The organism is Dermabacter sp. (assembly GCF_032550575.1).
GTDB classification, from domain to species: Bacteria; Actinomycetota; Actinomycetes; order Actinomycetales; family Dermabacteraceae; genus Dermabacter; species Dermabacter hominis.
In genome coordinates this window covers 82165-100534 of record NZ_JAWFZC010000007.1, presented here as the reverse complement: position 1 = coordinate 100534, position 18370 = coordinate 82165, and the positions used below count along the sequence as shown (strand labels likewise).

General features: G+C 63.4%; 16 protein-coding genes. 6 read left to right on the top strand and 10 right to left on the bottom strand.

The window, feature by feature from the left end; translation table 11 throughout:
* Window positions 1-95: 95 nt before the first annotated feature.
* Window positions 96-1817 (bottom strand): DNRLRE domain-containing protein, encoded by a 1722-nt coding sequence (locus tag E6X30_RS08840; protein ID WP_316336047.1) that lies wholly within the window; start codon window positions 1815-1817, stop codon window positions 96-98.
* Between the two features lie 268 nt (window positions 1818-2085).
* On the opposite strand from E6X30_RS08840, the gene E6X30_RS08835 reads away from it, so the two are divergent.
* Window positions 2086-2301, top strand: coding sequence for a hypothetical protein (locus E6X30_RS08835; protein WP_147594876.1), 216 nt, complete (start codon window positions 2086-2088; stop codon window positions 2299-2301).
* Between the two features lie 80 nt (window positions 2302-2381).
* Here the strand turns inward: E6X30_RS08835 and E6X30_RS08830 are convergent, their stop codons facing one another.
* The 6 genes from E6X30_RS08830 to E6X30_RS08805 all read right to left on the bottom strand — a co-directional run bounded on the left by E6X30_RS08830 (window position 2382) and on the right by E6X30_RS08805 (window position 10042).
* Entirely contained in the window at window positions 2382-3983 is a 1602-nt protein-coding gene (locus E6X30_RS08830) for a Na+/H+ antiporter NhaC family protein (protein WP_016663482.1), read from the bottom strand.
* A gap of 117 nt (window positions 3984-4100) precedes the next feature.
* Window positions 4101-4895 (bottom strand): sulfite exporter TauE/SafE family protein, encoded by a 795-nt coding sequence (locus E6X30_RS08825; RefSeq protein ID WP_016663483.1) that lies wholly within the window; start codon window positions 4893-4895, stop codon window positions 4101-4103.
* 22 nt (window positions 4896-4917) lie between these two features.
* Window positions 4918-6258 (bottom strand): NADP-specific glutamate dehydrogenase, encoded by a 1341-nt coding sequence (gdhA, locus tag E6X30_RS08820; protein ID WP_016663484.1) that lies wholly within the window; start codon window positions 6256-6258, stop codon window positions 4918-4920.
* A 139-nt stretch (window positions 6259-6397) separates the two neighbouring features.
* On the bottom strand, window positions 6398-7624 hold the full coding sequence (locus E6X30_RS08815; protein WP_016663485.1) for a glycerophosphodiester phosphodiesterase family protein: 1227 nt from the start codon (window positions 7622-7624) through the stop codon (window positions 6398-6400).
* Window positions 7625-7744: 120 nt separating this feature from the next.
* The gene (locus E6X30_RS08810; protein ID WP_016663486.1) at window positions 7745-9013 is read right to left on the bottom strand and encodes a phosphatidylserine/phosphatidylglycerophosphate/cardiolipin synthase family protein; all 1269 of its coding nucleotides are present in this window, start codon (window positions 9011-9013) and stop codon (window positions 7745-7747) included.
* A gap of 3 nt (window positions 9014-9016) precedes the next feature.
* Window positions 9017-10042, bottom strand: coding sequence for an ornithine cyclodeaminase family protein (locus E6X30_RS08805; RefSeq protein WP_016663487.1), 1026 nt, complete (start codon window positions 10040-10042; stop codon window positions 9017-9019).
* A gap of 66 nt (window positions 10043-10108) precedes the next feature.
* On the opposite strand from E6X30_RS08805, the gene E6X30_RS08800 reads away from it, so the two are divergent.
* Entirely contained in the window at window positions 10109-10648 is a 540-nt protein-coding gene (locus E6X30_RS08800; protein ID WP_084813912.1) for an NADPH-dependent FMN reductase, read from the top strand.
* Window positions 10649-10658: 10 nt separating this feature from the next.
* Complete coding sequence (locus E6X30_RS08795; protein WP_016663489.1) at window positions 10659-11261, top strand: GNAT family N-acetyltransferase; 603 nt, start codon at window positions 10659-10661, stop codon at window positions 11259-11261.
* A gap of 60 nt (window positions 11262-11321) precedes the next feature.
* Here E6X30_RS08795 and E6X30_RS08790 read toward each other — a convergent pair whose 3' ends face one another.
* Both E6X30_RS08790 and E6X30_RS08785 read right to left on the bottom strand, forming a co-directional pair.
* A complete protein-coding gene (locus E6X30_RS08790) occupies window positions 11322-12434 on the bottom strand; it encodes an FUSC family protein (RefSeq protein WP_143485199.1) in 1113 nt (370 codons plus the stop codon).
* Window positions 12435-12487: 53 nt separating this feature from the next.
* Window positions 12488-13066: a manganese efflux pump MntP family protein gene (locus E6X30_RS08785; RefSeq protein WP_016663491.1), complete on the bottom strand. Its 579-nt coding sequence runs from the start codon at window positions 13064-13066 to the stop codon at window positions 12488-12490.
* 139 nt (window positions 13067-13205) lie between these two features.
* On the opposite strand from E6X30_RS08785, the gene E6X30_RS08780 reads away from it, so the two are divergent.
* Window positions 13206-13886: a metal-dependent transcriptional regulator gene (locus E6X30_RS08780; RefSeq protein WP_016663492.1), complete on the top strand. Its 681-nt coding sequence runs from the start codon at window positions 13206-13208 to the stop codon at window positions 13884-13886.
* Here E6X30_RS08780 and E6X30_RS08775 read toward each other — a convergent pair.
* A complete protein-coding gene (locus E6X30_RS08775; protein ID WP_016663493.1) occupies window positions 13883-14443 on the bottom strand; it encodes a TetR/AcrR family transcriptional regulator in 561 nt (186 codons plus the stop codon). The genes E6X30_RS08780 and E6X30_RS08775 overlap by 4 nt on opposite strands.
* A 210-nt stretch (window positions 14444-14653) precedes the next feature.
* Here E6X30_RS08775 and E6X30_RS08770 point away from each other — a divergent pair, with 210 nt between their 5' ends.
* The gene (locus E6X30_RS08770; RefSeq protein WP_034371258.1) at window positions 14654-15289 is read left to right on the top strand and encodes a TetR/AcrR family transcriptional regulator; all 636 of its coding nucleotides are present in this window, start codon (window positions 14654-14656) and stop codon (window positions 15287-15289) included.
* 12 nt (window positions 15290-15301) lie between these two features.
* Entirely contained in the window at window positions 15302-18331 is a 3030-nt protein-coding gene (locus E6X30_RS08765; protein ID WP_316336045.1) for a YhgE/Pip family protein, read from the top strand.
* Window positions 18332-18370: the final 39 nt, after the last annotated feature.

The following is an 18370-nucleotide window of genomic DNA, read 5'->3' as shown; positions in this document are numbered from 1 at the left end:
GGCGTGTACTTCTTGCGCTGTTGACTCACAATGAACATCCTCTCCTACGGACACAAGATCCGCACTAATAGGGTGTCCACTAAACGAGGGTAACCTCAGCTCTGGCAGGTGATGGTTGGTGCGGCAGGCTTCGCCTGGGCGGTCTTGATCGTTTTCCAGCCCGACCACGACGCGCTCCACACGCCCAGCTCATCCACGACCTTCGCACGCACATACAGCGTCTTGTTATCAGGTAGATCAGCCGGAAGCGTGCACGAGAGCGTGGAACCTGACGCCCCAAGACCAGTCGCACACTTTGTCACAAACGAATCCGTCGTGCCCGCAGTCGAGGTATGCACCTCGATATTCGCTCGCATCGAATTCCCATCCGGATCCGTCCCTACCGTCGACACAACCGGGCGTTTCGAGGCCACATACGTGTCTGCACCATAGGTGGTGGTTCCGGCAACCGTTGGCACTGCTGCCACGTTCGGTTTGCGGTCGTAGGTGAACACGATCGAGGGAGGTGTGGTCGATTCCATCGACGCGAAACGCTTCCACCCGTTCACATCTGTCTCGGACGCAGCCTTCAACGCCAACGATGCGCTACCTGCGCTCGAGGTTGCCCATGACTGCGCGAGACCAGTGATCGGAATACTCACCCAGCCCGCAGCACACGACGAACTATGCCCCTTCGCAACTGTCACGCTGCCCTGCTTAGCTACCAGGCCCGGCTGCGCACGCCACCGCACCGCCGAAGTTGCGACCGCGTTCGTCGACCACACCTCCAACGCCGTCGGCCTGCACGAATACGACCACGACTCATACAACTTCAACGACGCCGACTGAACCTTCAACCCTTTAAACGATGCCGTCGAAAACGTGAGAAACGATCGAGCTTTCGCAGACCCGTCATACGTGCCAGCCTTCAACTCTCGCTCACTCGAACGATCCGACGAAACATTCGACTGCACGAACGCGTCAAACGTCGGCCGCGTGGTCGCAGACGCATACACCGGATCCACCGTCACCGGAAACACACGTGCCTCATCGAGCAGCCACTCCCGCGACAGTGACAACCGAAGCGTCACCGCCGTCGCTTCTTGCTCCACGAGCTGCACACTCACACCCGTGTGCTGTGTGTGCTCGCGACTCTTCACGTCCACGAACGCGTCCCATGCCATCGGGGCCTCGAAACGAGACACCACGTTCCCAGCCGCATCAACGAATTCGACACGCTCACCTGTGATTTCGCGGGCCGTCACACCCTCTGGGATCGACAACGGCACATCCCATGTCACCAGCGAACCCGATTGGTCCGCAGCATAAGACTCGGCAGCGGTGCGGTCCGCAATAATGAACGACTGCTCGAACCCATCGCGCGTCGCTGTTACCTGAAGATCAATCCCCGGCCACGCTTTCGCATACGTTGCCGTCGGCCCCTCCACACGCGGTGCACCAAGCGAATCCGGCCACGTCACCGCGATCTGCGAATCCGCTGCCCCACCTGACAGCGACGCTACCTCAGCCGGTTGAGCATCTGTGCCCTTCACCTCACCCGCCAACACAACCCCCTCGGGCACTGACGTGGGAGCAAGCGAACCATCCGCCTTCTCAACCAGATCAGTATTGAATGAGGTCCATTCACCCTTATCGTTCTTGAACCGCACCGGGGCCGCGAACTGCTCTGTCGTCACCGACCCATCCGCATTCACCCACGTGCTCGAGGACTCCGACCGTTCCGCCGTCACCTCCACACGCTTGCCCGTCGCTCGGGCCTGGATCACAGCCGACGGAAAATCAACCACACCACCCGAGGTGGGAGTGGCCTGCTCCACAGGCGAAGGAGAAGGGGCAGGAGTGGTATCAGCCCAGGCCTGCGATGCAGGCACCAAACCCGCCGACACCAACGCCGCCGACACCCCATACGCCGTCAACAAAACAGCACGACGAAACACACGATTACTAGACCAGCCACCCACGCGAGAATCCTCTACTCACTTGCAGCATCACTGCTGCTCCCGTAACGCCCCGAAGAGGGAGTCAGAGAAACTTTACTGCCACGTAAAAGGAGCGAGAAGCGGACTTAAGTCCCCTCAAGGTTGAATGACGTCAGCTCTTTGGGTGGGCTTCGATGATGATGTTGTCGGTGCTGTGTCTGCTGGCGGGTTGGCAGCAGGCGGAGAGGGGCGTTTGCCAGCTGGATTTTGTGATGGTCTCCGTGGTGCCGTTGCCGTCGACGTAGGCAGTGTCGCCAGTTTCCACGGTTGCCGTTACCTGGTTGAGGTGACGGGTGTCGAGACCGGGATGCTCGGGGCATGATTTCTATCCTGAACTCGACAAACAGTGCCGAGCTCAGGCTAGAAATCGAGTCCTCACAGAGTCTTGCCCGTCGGTGAATTTCAGGCTGCGCCAGCGGCAACACCTGAGTTCACGGATCGTTCACCACGGCTGCGCGAGCGCAGCACGAGGGCCGCGGCGACGAGCACAAGAAGCATCACGGCGAAGCCCGCGAGCGCCATCCCCGTTGCGGCGAATACGACGTAACCCACGAGCGAGGATCCGGCCGCGACGAGCGCGTAGGGAAGCTGGGTGTTCACGTGCGTACTCACCTTGCAGCCGGCGCCCGTGCTCGACAGGATCGTCGTGTCGGAAATCGGCGAGCAGTGATCGCCGAACACACTGCCGGCGATGACCGCGCCGAACGCCGCGACCAGAAGCTCATTGCCTCCGGGAGAAGCATTCATGAGCTGGCCCGCGAGCGGCAGCAGAATGCCGAAGGCACCCCACGAGGAGCCGGTCGCGAACGCCATGAGACCGGCCATCACAAACAGGATCGGGACGAGCCAGTGGGCCGGGAGGTTCACGTTCGCGACGACGTCGGCGAGGAAGCTGCCCGTGCCGAGATCGCCGATGACTGCGCCGAGCATCCACGCGAGAAGAAGAATCGAAATCGCGGGAAGCATCGACTTCGCACCCTGGAAAGCGCCACCGAAACGCACGGTCGAGGAGAAGACCGGGTTGGAGAGGGTGTAGCGGTACAGGTAGTAGAACGCGACGACGAGGCCGATGATGCCGCCGACGTTGAGGGACAGCGCCACGTTGGCGTTGGCCATCGTCGAGAAGAGATCCCACGCGCCGGCCTCGATGCCGCCGGTGACGTACATTCCGCCCACGACACCGAGAATGAGCAGCACGAACGGAACGAGCAGCGCGCGCTTCGCGCCCGGTTCGTGACGCGGGAGCTTGTCGGTCGCCTGACTGGGCGCATCCTTCTCATCGGCGTGCACGCCGTCGCCGGCGAAGGCCCGCTCCTCTTCCTTACGCATGGGCCCGAAATTGAGCTGCCAGGCGATCACGAGCCACAGAAATACGAGCGCAGCAACCGCGTAAAAGTTCATGAGTGCGGCGCGCACGAAGGCCTCGACCTCGCTCATCTGCAGTGCGGAGGCCGCGAGGATCGGGGCCATGATGCCGATGAGGGAGGCACCCCAGCTCGAGAACGGGATGAGCACGACGACGGGGGCCGCGCCCGAATCGATCAGGTACGAGAGCTTGGCGCGCGAGACGCGTTGCCGATCCGAGATGGGCCGTGCGATCTGCCCCACCGAAAGAGCGTTGAAGTAGTCGTCGATAAAGAACGAAAGGCTCAAAAGGCCAGTGAGAATTTGGGCCCCGCGCCGTGTCTTCACGCGCTTTTCCACCCAGTCCGAGAACGCCGACGTCCCGCCGGCCATGAGGACGAGAGACGTGATCGTGCCGAGTTCGAGCAGGAAGGCGATGATGAGGATCGTGTACCAGTTCAGCCCGCCGTCTTCCCACACGAGTCCGAGGGCAGCCTTACCGACCTCGCCAAGCGAGCCGAGCGGAGAAAAGTCAGCGATCAGTATCGCGCCGGCCACGACGCCTGCGAAGAGCGATATGAGCACACGTTTCGTCACGATCACGAGGAGAATCGCGAGGATCGGCGGAACGAGGGTGAGGATCGGGTAGGTCTCTACCACTGGGACCTCCTAGGCGTGTCGCAAACGCAGGAACACCCCCACAGTAAACGCCGTTGTCCCGAGGGGAAAGTGGAAAGGTCCCCGAGGTGATCCATACGTGGTGAAGGATACGAATGCTCACGCAGTCGCGAGCGTCAGCACCCCGACGCCCGCGAGGAGCACCGCGAAAAGTGCCGTGAGACTCGAGGGCCGCGCCTTCGCCGAGAGGGGCCCACCGGCCATCCCCCCGAGCACCGTTCCGGCCGCAAATATGAGTACCGACGGCCAATCGATATGCGTGGGGGTTCCGATCCTCGCGAGCAGCGCCGCGGCGGACGTCATGATCATGACGAGCAGGCTCGTGCCCGACGCCGCACGCATCGGCAGACCGAGCGCGATCACGAGCATCGGCACGGCAAGAAACCCTCCACCGACGCCGAAAAAGCCCGTGAGCAGCCCCGTGGCGCTCGCGGCAAGCACAAGGGCAAGCCGAGACGGTTGGGATTCGGGTTCCGACGGTTGCCCAGCAAGCGTCGGCCCCCTCTCTTTCACGTTCTCTTCGAGCCTCGTCGTGTAGGCGCGGCGCGCCATGACGATAGCGACGATGAGTAAGAGTGCACCGAAGCTGAGCATCAGGGTTCGCTCGGGCACGAAAAGGGAGAGTCGCGAGGCGAGGGCGGCGCCGACGATGGCAACGGCGCCGAAGGTGAGCCCCTCCCTCCAGCGGACATTGCCCTGCTGTGCGGGGTGGCGGAGCGCGACGATGGCGGTGAGGCCCACGACGACGAGCGAGGCACCGGTCGCGTCGTGGGGCGCCATGCCGAGCACGAACACGAGCACGGGGACAGAAAGGATGCCTCCACCCGCGCCGAGGGCACCGACCACGAGGCCGATGCCCACACCGATCACCGCCGCGAAGGCGACGGCGTTCATCGCGCCACCGCGAACTGCACGCCTAGATCACACCAAAATCGAGCATCGCGTCAGCAACCTTCACGAAGCCCGCAATGTTGGCGCCCACAACGTAGTCACCGGGGCGTCCGTACTCTTCGGCTGTCGCGGCGCACGTGTCGTGGATGTTCACCATGATGTCGGTGAGGCGCTTTTCGGTGTCCTCGAACGTCCACGAGTCCCGCGCGGCATTTTGCTGCATTTCGAGGGCCGAGGTTGCCACGCCTCCCGCATTGGCGGCCTTGCCAGGGCCGAAAGCAATGGTGGCCTCCTGGAAAAGGTCCACGGCTTCAGGGGTCGAGGGCATGTTCGCGCCCTCGGAGACCGCGATGAGGCCGTTCTTGAGGAGCGTCTTTGCGCTCGCGGCGTCGAGCTCGTTCTGGGTGGCGGAGGGGATGGCGATCTCGCCGGGGACGTCCCACACGTTGCCACCTTCGACGAACCGCGCTTTGCCGCCACGACGTTCGGCGTACTCGCGGATGCGGCCGCGCTCGACCTCCTTGATCTGCTTGAGCAGGTCGAGGTCGATGCCCTCCTCGTCGACGACGTAGCCGCTCGAATCAGACGCCGTGATAGCCACGCCGCCGAGCTGCTGGGCCTTCTCAATGGCATAGAGCGCGACGTTGCCGGAGCCGGACACGAGCACGCGGCGACCTTCGAAGTCGAGACCTTTCGCCTTGAGCATCTCGTTCGCGAAGATCGCGGCGCCGTAGCCGGTCGCCTCCGTGCGCACGAGCGAGCCACCCCAGTTGAGGCCCTTGCCGGTGAGGGTGCCGGCATCGAAGCGGTTCGCAAGCCGCTTGTACTGGCCAAAGAGGTAGCCGATCTCGCGGCCGCCCACGCCGATGTCGCCCGCGGGGACGTCGGTATCGGGGCCGATGTGGCGGAAGAGTTCGGTCATAAACGACTGGCAAAAGCGCATGATTTCGGCGTCAGACTTGCCGTGCGGGTCGAAATCGGAGCCGCCCTTGCCGCCGCCGATCGGGAGGCCGGTGAGGGAGTTCTTAAAGATCTGCTCGAAGCCAAGAAACTTCACGATGCCGAGGTTGACGCTGCGGTGGAAGCGCAATCCCCCTTTGTAGGGGCCCAGTGCCGAGTTGAACTCGATGCGAAAGCCGCGGTTGACCCGCACCTTGCCCTCATCGTCAACCCAGGGGACGCGGAAGATGATCTGCCGTTCCGGTTCGGCGATGCGCTCGAGGATCGCGGCTTCGGCGTATTCGGGGCGCCGAGCGTGGAGCAGTTCGAGCGATTCGAACACCTCCCTGACCGCCTGGTGGAATTCGCTTTCGCCGGGATTGCGGCGCAAAACGGCGTCAAGGGTCGCATCAAGTGAAGTGGCCATCGATCATCCTTTGTCGTGAGTGTATGCAGTCGTCTTCGTACACCTCTGTCGATACTGAGTGGTAAAGGCGCTCTTGAAAACTTACACGCCGCGGCCATCTTTCGGGAAGTCGCGGTCTCAGGATGAGAGACGCGACGCTTTAGCGGGCCGCGAGCTGTTCGATCGCCCAGCGGGGATCATCCGTGGAGATCGACTCGGGGCGGAGCTCGACGGCCTTTGCGAGCTGCTCCTCCGTGTTCACCGTCCACACGTTGATCTTGTAGCCACGCGCGTGCGCTTCCTTCGCGGCCTCGGGGGTGAGACCGTCCACGCTGCAACTCAGCCACGTGCAGCCGAGCTCCTCGAGCGTGTCCCACGTCGACTCCTCGACCGCATTCACGAGGAGACCGAGGCCCACGTGCGGGGCAACCTCGTGCACAGCCGCGAGAGCCTCGGGGACGAACGAAATGACCGTGTCGCGCTCGCCGTGCCCCGGGCGTTTATCGTGGATGAGCTGCGCCGAAGCCGTGGCGGCCGACGCGACCTTGACCTCGACATAGAGTTCGAGGTCCTCCATCGCGAGAAGCTCCGTGAGGAGCGGAACGCCGTGGCCACCCTGGAGTGACACCTGTGCGAGCTCGGCGTTCGTGAGGTCCTTGATCGCGCCTTTTGCGGGAATAGAAGCTGGATCGGCCATGCGGTCGATCGTCTCGTCGTGCATGATGATCGGCGTGCCGTCGGCGCTCAGGTGCACGTCGCATTCGACGACGCCAGCGCCGTCCGTCTTTGCCTGGCGGAAGCCCGCGAGCGTGTTCTCGGTCGTCACGAGCGCTGCTCCGCGGTGGCCAACGATCACGGGTCGGTAGCCCTCGACCGCCGCGACCTCGACGCCTTCGGCATGCGATGCTTGCGGCGGGCGCACGGCGGGCGCTTCCGTGACCAGAGCAGGGGCACCGGTTCCAGAACCCTGCGCGGGGACGAAATGGTCGATGCTCGCGAGAACGGTACGGAGGCCGTGGTCGGCATCCTCCGTCATCGCGCGGACCTCCTCGCCCCTGCTGAGCCCGCTCATGACGGTCGGGTCGATGCACTCAACGATGCTCTGCTCGTAGCTCTCCCCCGCGCGCACGACGACGTTGCACGGCAAAAGCGCCCCCATCGACGGATCGGCGTTAAGAGCGCGCCTCGCGAGCGCCGGGATGCACGCACCGAGAATCACATATGGGCCGAGCTCGGCGCCAGCTTCAGCGCCGATCTTGTTGGAGAGGGTGCCCTGCATGTTCAGTTCGTACACCACCCCGAAGCCTTCCTCGGCGAGGGCGTGGCGAACCGCCTCAAGGGCAACATCGAAGGGCGCCGAGACCTGCACTCGGTGCGTGTACTTCACGGGAAACTCCTTTTTCGTGGGGCGTGTTCACGCATGTCGACCGCGCGTGATCGGGCCAGGCTAAGGTGGCAATTCCACGGGCGGTTGACGCGACGGTGGCCTACAGGTGAACGAGCCGCGTTACATTATGGGGCGCAGCGGAACGAGCAGCTTCTCGGTAACTTTCTCGATTCCTGCGCGCGCCTTCCACTTCTCGGGATCCACCTCGAAGCAATCCTTGAAGTCGGCCTCAAACACTTTCTCGAGAGCCTCGGCGAATGCCGGATCGGCAACCTCGAGGTTGGTTTCGTAGTTAAGCGCAAGTGAGAGCCGGTCAAGGTTGGCGGTTCCGACGGTTGCCCACATCCCGTCGATCGTCGCGATCTTCGAGTGGTTCATCGCGGGCGTGTAGAGGAAGATGCGCACGCCAGCGTCGAGTAGATCCTGGTAGAAACCCCGCGCGACCCAGTCGACGACGACGTGGTTGGACTGTTCGGGGAGCATGAGACGCACATCGACCCCGCGCGCGGCAGCGGCACGAAGCGGCTCAAGGAGCTTACCGTCGGGAACGAAGTACGGGGTCGAGAGCCAGATGTTCTTCTGGGCGCGCTCGATGGCCGCGAGGTACATGCGGCGAATCGGGTAGACGGCCTGGAGCGGGAGGTTGGGGTGGACCTCGACGCGCGTATTCCATGCGTTTGGCGCGATCCAGTCAATGCGTTCATCGGCGCGACGATCCTCGTTCCACACGTTGACGAACGCCTGGCGCAGCTCCCACACGGCGGGCCCCACCTCGCGCACGTGGGTGTCGCGCCATTCACTCTCGTAGGCATCGCCGATGTTGAAGCCGCCCACGTACCCCACCTCGTCGTCGACGACGAGGACCTTGGAGTGGAGCAGGCCGGTCGAGCGAACCGGAGCACGCCAAAACGACCCCGAAATGGGGTACATGCGGTGAACGTTGATGCGCTCATCAAGTTGCTCGAAGAACTGGCGAGGAACCACGAGATTCGCGAAGACGTCCCAAATGAGGAACACATCGACTCCGCGCGCAGCCGCGTTGTTCACGGCGTCCATGAAGCGCTGGCCTACGCGGTCTCCCTTCCAGATGAAGGTCGCGAGCATAACCGTGTGCTCGGCATTGTCGATCGACTCGATCATCGAATCGTAAAGTTCCTCGCCGCTCGTGAAGATCCTGATGTCGGACTTCTCAACACTCGAATCGAACGTCCCGGGCTTGGGCGCACGGCGCTTCTTGCGCCCGCGTTTTGTGTAGGCGTCCATGGCGAGGAGGGTGCCCACGGCGACTGCTTGAGATGCGGCAATACCGGCAGTCGTCGCGAGTGCAGCCCGCCTGGCGATGCGCTTGCTGCGCTCAATAACGCTCAGCTGTGCGGTGGTTTCACTCATGCCTCAATCCTCGCAACTCTTCCTGAAGCCTGCGTTCCCTTCCGCGTGTCGGGCTACCGCGGCGGCCACGACGAGATCCTGCCAGCTCATACCCACGGTCGTCACGACCGTGGGGGCACTCGGAGCGTTCGTCTCAACCTTCGCGGCGGCCTCATCTCCGAGAAGCGACTTCATGCTTATGGGCGCGCCTTCGGTGAGGGATCCGTCGGCGATCGCGCGCACGACATCCCCGTTCTCGCGCAAGGCGACCGCCTGATCCTCGACGATCACGCGGGCACGTCCCATCGTCTCGGCGGGAACCTCGCGGGTCTGCGGTGTATGGGCGCCGACGGCGAGCACGGCCGCGTGCGGCTGCACCCACGCATCGTCAAACACCGCCTCCTTTGCCGCGCTCGCGCACACGATCACGTCGGCGGCCTCGACGGCAGCGCGGCAGGCGTCGGAACCTGCCTTCACCGTTCCAACGTCGCCTGCACTCCCGCCCGCGCCCACCGCGAGCGCGCTTTCACTCACGTTTTCCGGGCTGCGCACGGCGTAGGTGACAGACCCGAGAGCGTCGAAGCCCACGCCCCCGCTGCCGCACTCATCGGCGAGCGCCCGCACGAGCCCCTCCCCCTGAACTCCCGCGCCGAAGGCGACGACGTTCGGCCTGAGCGTGACGTGCGCGGCGATCGCGCGTAATGCCGGGCGTGCCGCGGCGATGGCCACCGCGGGCGTGCGAAGCGCGGTGAGGGCGATCCCGTCGACGAGCGAGCGCGGCGTCAGCGTCTGCGCGTCGCACAGCAGATACGTGCCCTGGATGAACGGGAGAGACTTGTCCGGGTTGTGCGGCGCAAGGGTCAGTATTTTGATGCCGGCATCGTCACCGACCCTTGAGGGCATCGTGAGGAATTCGCCGGTCCCGACACTCGTGAAGGTGCGTTCAGGGTCGCCTGCCGGATCGAAGCCCGAGGCGAGAGCTGCCGTCAGGGCGTCAGCGGCAGCGCGATACCCGAGGGCGAAAACGTGCTCTGCGGTGTAGTTCTTCATGTTCTCACTGTGTCATGCGTGACTTAGCACGGGCCGAATTGAGAGGTTGAGGCGTAACCTCGACACATGCCCACGTTATTGATAATTCACGGAACTACGCGTCCATCGCGCTCGGGGATCCTCGTGTCACGCGCACTCGAAAGCCTTGCGAAGGAGACCACGACCTTCGACGTCGAGTTCGCGGATCTCAAGGACGTTAACCTTCCCTTCCTCGACGAGCTCGACCACCCCCGATCCGGGAACTACGAGCGCCCGCACACGCGTGCGTGGGCGGCCACCGTCGCGCGTGCTGACGCGATCGTCTGGGCAACGCCCCAGTACAACGGCTCGTTCTCGGCGCCACTCGAGAACGCGATCGACTACCTCGCGGCGGAATGGGAAGGCAAGCCACTCGGCATCATTGCGTGGGGCTACTCCAACGGCGGGCTCGATGCGGCACGCGCGCTCACCCCCGTCGCCGCATCGCTCCGGATGGACCTCGTGGAGCCACTGCTCGGCTACACGAGCTACGGCGCTGACCTGAAAGACGGAAGCCTCACCGTGAGCGAGGAATGGAAGCGCAACGCGACAACTCTCCTCAAAGGGCTCGAAGAACGCGCGGCGTAGGATGCTCCGCATGCCCACTTCACCCCTTCGCCTCGCCGGCGACTTCGTCGTCCTCGAACCGCTCTCACTCGACCATCTCGAGGGACTCAAGGACGCGGTGAACGACGGCGAACTATGGAAGCTCTGGTACGCAAACATCGCAAAGCCCGCAGAAATGCGCCAGGACATCGAGAGGCGTCTCGACCTGTGCGAAGCAGGCTCGATGCTCCCCTATACCGTGATCCGTAAAGTCGACGAGGATTCCGGCTACATTGCCGGGATGACGAACGTCATCAACATCGACCGGGCGAACCGGGTCGCCGAGATCGGCGCAACCTGGTACGCGCAGAGCGTGCAGGGCACCGCGGTGAATCCGGAAGCGAAGTTCCTTCTTCTCCGGTATCTCTTCGAGGTCGAGAAGCTTCAGCGCGTTGAGCTGCGCACCCACACCTTCAACAGGCACTCACGCGCGGCGATCGAAAAACTCGGCGCCACCTTTGAAGGGGTCATGCGGCGCCACCGAGTTCTCAAAAACGGCACCACACGCGACACGGCGCTGTACTCGATCCTCGACCACGAGTGGCCCACCGTGCGCGCACACCTCGAATACCGGCTCCAGCGCGCAGCGCAGTAGCCCGCCCGGGAAGAGTGGCCGACGCCTGCCTTAGAGCCATTCGCGACAAGGAGAAGGGAACTACGCTCCTTTACGCGACATCCACCAGCGCTCGACGATGAGCCCGACGATGACGACGACAATGCCGACGCCCGCACCAATCGATGTTTCGACGATGCGGGGAACGAGCATCTCGTAATGCCTCGCGGGGTTCGCAAGATGCACCATGAGCAAGGCGAGCGGCGTGACGAATACGAGCCCAAATGAATAATTGCGCGTCACGAACATCTCCGCGAGGAACTGCATCGCGACGATCCACACGACTGTCTGCCACGGCTGACTCGGAAACGACATGAGGAACGCCGCGATGGCGACGCCAAGGACGGTCCCCACAACGCGGTGAAGGGCACGGTTGACCTGCCCCACGCGGCGGGTTTCTGAAAGAGGAGCCACGGCCGCCACTTGCGCCCAATATGGCGAAGGAATCATGAGCGCCGTTGAGATCGACCCCGCAATCAATGCCGCGCTCGCGAAGCGGCCCGCATCCTGTGCGTAATCGGCAACGCTCACGCGCTCCGGCACCGGCACCGGGCGGCCCGTGTTGGCCTCGCCGAGCACGTGAAAGAGCACGCTGAACGCTAAGGAAATCAGCACGCTTCCGCCGCCGAATACAAGCGGTATCCACAGCGGGAACACGTGCGGGCTCGTCGCGATAGCCGTCGCCGCAAAAACGAAGAAGAGCACGCCCCGCGGCCTCAGCGAAAAGCGAGGCACGAGGCCCGACGTCAGGGCCGCCACCATCGTGCCGACGATGACGACGATCCAGGCCCCAGGAAACGTCGGAACCAGCATCTCCGCGTGGCGCGCAGCGGTCGCGAAAACCTCGCACGCTACCAGGGCGCCTCCCGCAATGGCCTGTTGCCGCACGCGCTCGCGCGTGGGAACGAATCGGCCATAAAGCGAGCTGAAGGTGCCAAATGACGCAAAGAGTGAAAGATCAAGGCGTCCCAAGAAAAGGAGAATCACGAGGGGGACCGCAACCGAAAAGGAGATGCGCACCGCGGGGACGAACTCGCCTCGCGCCTCGCCGAGGGTCACAAAGGTCCGGGCGCTCGAGCCGACATGAACCCTCGCCTCGGCGGGAATCGCGTGCAGAAATGTCCGGCGATGACGAGAGACGCGGGGAGAAGGCACGTGCCTCAGGATAAAACCATTCGCGAGGCGCGCGCATCATCGCCCGCATCAACTCACGTTGTGAGGTGTTCGATCAAGATCTTGGCGCCCAGAGCGATGAGGACAAGGCCGCCCGCTACCGCGGCGGGAGTTCGGAATCGGGCCCCGACACGATGACCAATGATGACCGCAACGAACGACAGGGCGAAGGTGACGAGGGCGATGATCGCAGCCGCCTCAACGATGTTGACGGCGAGCATCGCGAAGGACACGCCGATCGCGGCGGCGTCGACGCTCGTGCCGATGCCCAGAAGAAGAAGTGTTTTGAGGTTGATCGCCGCTTGCTCGCCGCTAGCGTCTTCCTCCTCGACCACGAAAGCCTCACGGATCATGTGCGCGCCGATGAGCGCGAGCAGCGCGAAGGCGATCCAGTGGTCGATGGGGGCGAGCACCTGGGAGAACTGGGATGCGAGTGCCCACCCGAGCACGGGCATGAGGCCCTGAAACGCCCCGAACACGACGGCGATGAGGAGCGCCACGCGGTAGGACAACTGGCGCATGTGCACACCCTGCGTGAGAGCGGCGGCGAAGGCATCGGCGGCAAGCCCGACGCCCACGAGCAGGAGTGCGATGATGTCCACGTCTGTCAACACTTTCGCCTCGACATGCGGTGTGTCTAGAGGAAAACGAAAGTGAGGACGTCCAAACAATTTGACGGAGAATAGCGCGCGGGCGATTCTTGACACGGGCCGTAGGGCCCTTCGCCGCCCGCCCACGAGAGGCTCACCCCGCATGAACGCCACGCCCGAACCAACCAGGGTCACCGAGGACTACCTCGCCGTCATCTGGAAGGCGAGCGAGTGGCCCGACGACGGGCACACCCCCGCAACGAGTGCGATCGCCTCCGCACTCGGGGTTTCGCTCTCGACGGTGTCAGCGCAGCTCAAACGCCTCGCGACCGACGGCCTTATCGACTACCACCCCTACGGCGCGATCGCCCTCACCGCCGAGGGCGAGACGATCGCGCGTCAGGTCGTGCGGCGACACCGGATCCTCGAAACCTTCCTCGTCGACCACCTCGGCCTCGCGTGGGACGAGGTTCACGAGGAGGCAGACAAGCTCGAGCACGCGACAAGCGACCGACTGATTGGGCGCATGGACGACATGCTCGGGCACCCCGCAGTCGACCCCCACGGCGATCCGATCCCGTGCGATATTCACGATGCGCCCGACCCCGGCGTTCCGCTCACGCGCTGCGAACGGGGCGAGAGCGTAGTTATTTCACGCGTCTCCGACGAAAACCCGGACATCCTTCGCTACTGCGCGAAGCGCACGCTCGCCCCGGGCACCCGAATCACGATCCTCGAGGAAATGGATTCGACGGGCCTCATGAGCATCGAAGGTGGCGGGCAGCGCGTCGAGTTGAGCGCTCAGATCGCGAACGCGATCAGGGCGGTTCCCGAATCCGCTTAGGCGCGCAACCCGCGCACTTCGGCTCGCGCTACCAGTCGCGCGACGAGCTTCGCCCTGTTCCTTTCGGAAATCGGGCGCCCGCTGAGGTGGTTATACACCCAAAGCCCAGCACTGAGAACGTGATCCTCAAGTCGCTCTAAGTCGTCGTCGCTCTCGACATCCTCACTCGGGTTGAGAAGCCAGCGTTCATCAATCTCGTCCCAAGCCCGCTCATGGTCACGGTGGCTCAGCGCCTGGATATTGAGAAGAATTTCTACGAGGGGCTCTTCGCGCTCGAGGGCGACTACAAGGGCACGCTCGCGTTCGGCCGGCGTGAGGTCTTCGGGGGCCTTCCCGCCGCTCACGCGGGTGACCTCACGCTCCCACAGTTTCGCGGCGTAGTGGTGAAGATCGACGAGGAGATCGTGACGAGAAGGGAAGTGATAGATGAGGCCCGACTTCGACATACCTGTGGCTGCCGCGAGCGAATCGAAGGTAAGGCCGTCAACGCAACCGGTCTCGGTGACGAGGTGGTACGCCACCTTAAGGGCGTACTCTTTCTTGCTGGATCTGGGCACAGGGGTCCTAGGGGGAAAGGTTCAGCATTGAGGGGATGACAATAAAGTAACAGTGTTCTGCACCGATAAAGGCTAGGAACTACCTAACGCGAGGTATGACACATTTCTTACAAACGTAAGCCAGCGCTCTTTACATCTGTAAATCAGTGCTTTATGTTTGACCCGGTCGAAAAGACTGACACCTGTAAGAAAGAGCAGAGTCGAGGCCCCATGTCTGTCCTGTATGCCGCACGGCGTGCCCTCAGCCATCACGTCGAGGAGACGCCGACCGATCCGCGTGCTCAAAAATCGCGCGAATCGCTCGTCCGCGTCATGGTCGACGCCCTCGACGAAAACCCGCAGCCCCCGAGCGTCTCCGAACTTGTTCGACGCGCCGGCGCGAGCCGCCCCACCTTCTACCAGCACTTCGGGGACATTCCCACGCTCATGCACGCCGCGGCTATGGCTCGCCTCGAAGAGGCCTTCGCGACGCTCCCCCAGCAGGCGTCGGACAACCCCGACCACCCCGAAAACTGGACCCGCTTCGCAGCCGAAAGCTTTACGGCGCTCTTCACGCACCTGAGCGAGAACCGCACGTTTTACCTCGCGGTTCTCGACGGCCCGAGCGGGCGCGCCGCCGAAAGCGAACTCACGCGCTTCCTTGCAGGGCGCATGCTAGGCATCGGCACGCTCCGCGACGCACTGACCCGTCTCACCGGTCCCCGCGCCGCGCGCTACGCCGAGTTCCTCTCGGCGGGTCTCATTTCGCAAGCCACCAAGGACCTCCGCGACGACCTCCCGGTCTCAGCGATGGTCGAAACGACAACCGACTTCCTCGCGGCCGCGACTGGCCACAAGGCCGCCTAAGGAGAACGTTTTATGTCACAGAACAATCTGAAGGCCATGCGCACGGCCAAGGCCAATTCCATCGCGCGACGCCTCCGCAGTTCCGGAAACAGCCTTTCCATCATTCGCGTCATGATCCTCGTGATCGGCGTTTCGCTCGTTCCGCTCGTTTACGCGGCACTTCTCACGTGGTCGAACGTCGACCCCATCAACAGGCTCCACCAGGTGCCCGCCGCCGTCGTCAACCTCGACAAGGGCAACACCGACCCCGACCTCGACCTCGGCGACGAGCTGACCGATGAACTCCTCGATTCGACCTCGAACAACAACCTCGACTGGACGGAAATGTCCGAGTCGCGCGCCAACAAGGCGCTCCAGGACGGCGAGATCTACGCGGTCTTGAGAATCCCCGAGAACTTCAGCACCAACGTCGCCTCTGTTGGAAACGACGACCCCTCGACGGCCGCGAAAGCCGAACTCTCAATCACGACCAACGACGCGAAAAATATGATCTCGGGCAACCTCGCCCAGAGCATCCTCACGAAGGTCACGGATTCGCTCAACGAAAAGGTGAGCGACGAGTACCTCCACAACATCTACGCGGGCTTCAACGATATGCACGACTCGCTCTCGGATGCCGAGGACGGCGCCGGGCAGCTCGCCGACGGCTCTTCTGACGCAAAAGACGGCGCCGACAAGCTCGCCGACGGCACCGCGAACGCGAAGGATGGTTCCGGTCAGCTCGTGGACGGAACGGCTGCAGCGAAGGACGGCACTGCCCAGCTTGCCGACGGCACCACGACCGCGAAAGACGGCTCCGGCAAGCTCGTCGTGGGTCTCGGCGACCTCAAGGACGGCACCGTCACCCTCGCGAACGGCGCGAACACCCTCGCGAATGGCACAACTCAGCTCAAGGATGCGACGGGGCGCGCCGCGGTTGGCGCAGGCGATCTCGCGAACGGCGTGGGCCGGCTGGATTCGGCCGCGGGTCAACTTTCCGACGGTGCCTCGCAGGTCAACAACGGCGCGATTCGCCTGCGTGACGGCCTCACGGACGCCCAGGATGGCTCCGCGAAACTTGCCGAGGGCTTGAACGAACTGAACTCAAAGACTTCGATCCTCCCCGGAGCGGTCGCGGAGCTCAAGAAGGGCTCGGCGGCCCTCGCCGATGGCTCCGAGCTCATCGCCGAACGCATGGAGGACCTGAGCGATCGTGGGCCCGCGATCGTTGATGACCTGCACAAGGTCAAGGACAAGACTCGCGGCGCGCACGACGAGGCCGTCGAACTCAAGAAACTCACGGTCGAAGACGTCGAGGGCACCGAAGACTACGCGGAATCGCTCGCGGACATTCAAGAACACTGGGACGAGATGGATCCCGAGCAGCAAAAGCTCGCGATCGATGGTCTCAAGAGCGGCGCCGATCAGATTGCGGAACGCTCTCGCAAGATCAACGCTGGCGTGAGCGACCTCGACCTCAAGATCATCGTTCCCCTCGACGTTGCCGCGCACGCACTCGATAACAAGGTCAACGAACTTCCCGCACTCTTCGACCACGCGGCTGAGAAGTCCCGAGAAGTCGCCGACAAATTCAAGAGACTCGACGACGGAGTAGGCGAGCTCGACGCGAAATCGACCGAGCTCGTGGATGGCATCAACCAGCTCGCGACCGGCGCAAACACGCTCGATGACGGCCTCGGGAAGCTCTCGAATGGTGCCGGCGACCTGACAAACGGCACGGGTCGTTTGGCGGATGGCACGAGCCAACTCAAGGACGGAACGGGCACGGCGTACGCGGGCGCTTCGACCCTCGCCGACGGCGCCTCGAAGCTCGACGCCGCGAGCGGAAAACTCAACGACGGCGCACAGCGCCTCGCGACGGGCTCGAGTGACCTCACAACCGGCGCAGGCAAGCTTCAGGACGGCGCCATAAAGCTCGATGGCGGCATCGGCAAGCTCAACGATGGCGCCGTGAAGCTCCACGACGGCTCCATAAAACTCAATGACGGCGCCGTGAAGCTCAACGATGGCCTCGGCAAACTCAATGACGGCGCGACCGAACTCGGCGGCGGCCTCGGCAAACTCAAGGACGGCGCGAATGAGCTCCACGACGGCCTTGCCGATGGTGTCGAGCAAGTACCGAATTACTCCACGTCTGAGAAGGATCATCTCGCGAGCGTTGCCTCTCAGCAGGTAGACCTGTCGAAGCACCGCCTGCACGAGGTTGAAAGCTACGGCTACGGCCTTGGCCCGTACTTCATGACGCTTTCGCTATGGATCGGCGCGCTCGCGTTCTTCCTGGTGTTCCCGGCCCTGAGCGGTCGCCGCGTGGGCAGCAACATGCCTGCCGCAATGGTCGCCCTCGCGAGCTACCTTCCGGGTGCCTTGGTGAGCGTGCTTCAGTCGGTGCTCATGGTTTCGACCGTGCACTTCCTCGTGGGGATCGACATGATGCGTCTTGGCCAGGCGTTCCTTATTTCGTTCATCGCCTCGCTCACGTTCATGGCTCTCAACCAGGCACTCGTCGCGTGCTTTGGCCCCGTGGGGCGCTTCATGTCGCTCATCTTCACGGTGCTTCAGCTCGCGTCGGCGGGTGCTACGTACCCGATTGAGACGACTCCGAAGTTCTTCCAGATCATCAGCCCGTACTTGCCCTTCACGTCGGTCGTGAACGCACTGAGGGTCGCGATCGCGGGCGGCTCGATCAACTTCGCCCACCTCATTTGGATCATGGTTGCCTATTCGGCGGTCGCCTTCGTGATGCTCTTGTTCGGTATCCGTGCGAAGCGCCGGGTGGAGAAAATCAAGAAGAAGCTTCACGACCGTGTCGAGAACGCGGCTCAGGACGAAGCGTCGACTGGAGAGGGTGCAGAAGGCGCTGAGGAGTCCGACGGTTCTTCGGATACGGAGGATGCTCCGCAGCCCGGTGATGCTGAGGGCGCCGAGGACACGGAGGACACCGAGGAGTCCGCGGTTGCTGAAGAGCAGCAGGACGCTGGCGAGGCGGCCGAATCCGAAACGCCCGAGAGCGGTGAGGGTTCGGCACCCGGGGAGAAGGCCTGACGGGCACCGGGCGCGAGTTATCCACAATCGAGGGTCCGA

Excerpts from the sequence above, each read along its gene's own strand:
- E6X30_RS08765 (WP_316336045.1), top strand. The coding sequence starts at position 15,302 with ATGTCACAGAACAATCTGAAGGCCATGCGCACGGCCAAGGCCAATTCC.
- E6X30_RS08800 (WP_084813912.1), top strand. The coding sequence starts at position 10,109 with ATGCCCACGTTATTGATAATTCACGGAACTACGCGTCCATCGCGCTCG.
- E6X30_RS08770 (WP_034371258.1), top strand. The coding sequence starts at position 14,654 with ATGTCTGTCCTGTATGCCGCACGGCGTGCCCTCAGCCATCACGTCGAG.
- gdhA (WP_016663484.1), bottom strand. The coding sequence starts at position 6,258 with ATGGCCACTTCACTTGATGCGACCCTTGACGCCGTTTTGCGCCGCAAT.
- E6X30_RS08795 (WP_016663489.1), top strand. The coding sequence starts at position 10,659 with ATGCCCACTTCACCCCTTCGCCTCGCCGGCGACTTCGTCGTCCTCGAA.
- E6X30_RS08780 (WP_016663492.1), top strand. The coding sequence starts at position 13,206 with ATGAACGCCACGCCCGAACCAACCAGGGTCACCGAGGACTACCTCGCC.
- E6X30_RS08835 (WP_147594876.1), top strand. The coding sequence starts at position 2,086 with ATGACGTCAGCTCTTTGGGTGGGCTTCGATGATGATGTTGTCGGTGCT.
- E6X30_RS08810 (WP_016663486.1), bottom strand. The coding sequence starts at position 9,013 with ATGAGTGAAACCACCGCACAGCTGAGCGTTATTGAGCGCAGCAAGCGC.
- E6X30_RS08825 (WP_016663483.1), bottom strand. The coding sequence starts at position 4,895 with ATGAACGCCGTCGCCTTCGCGGCGGTGATCGGTGTGGGCATCGGCCTC.
- E6X30_RS08805 (WP_016663487.1), bottom strand. The coding sequence starts at position 10,042 with ATGAAGAACTACACCGCAGAGCACGTTTTCGCCCTCGGGTATCGCGCT.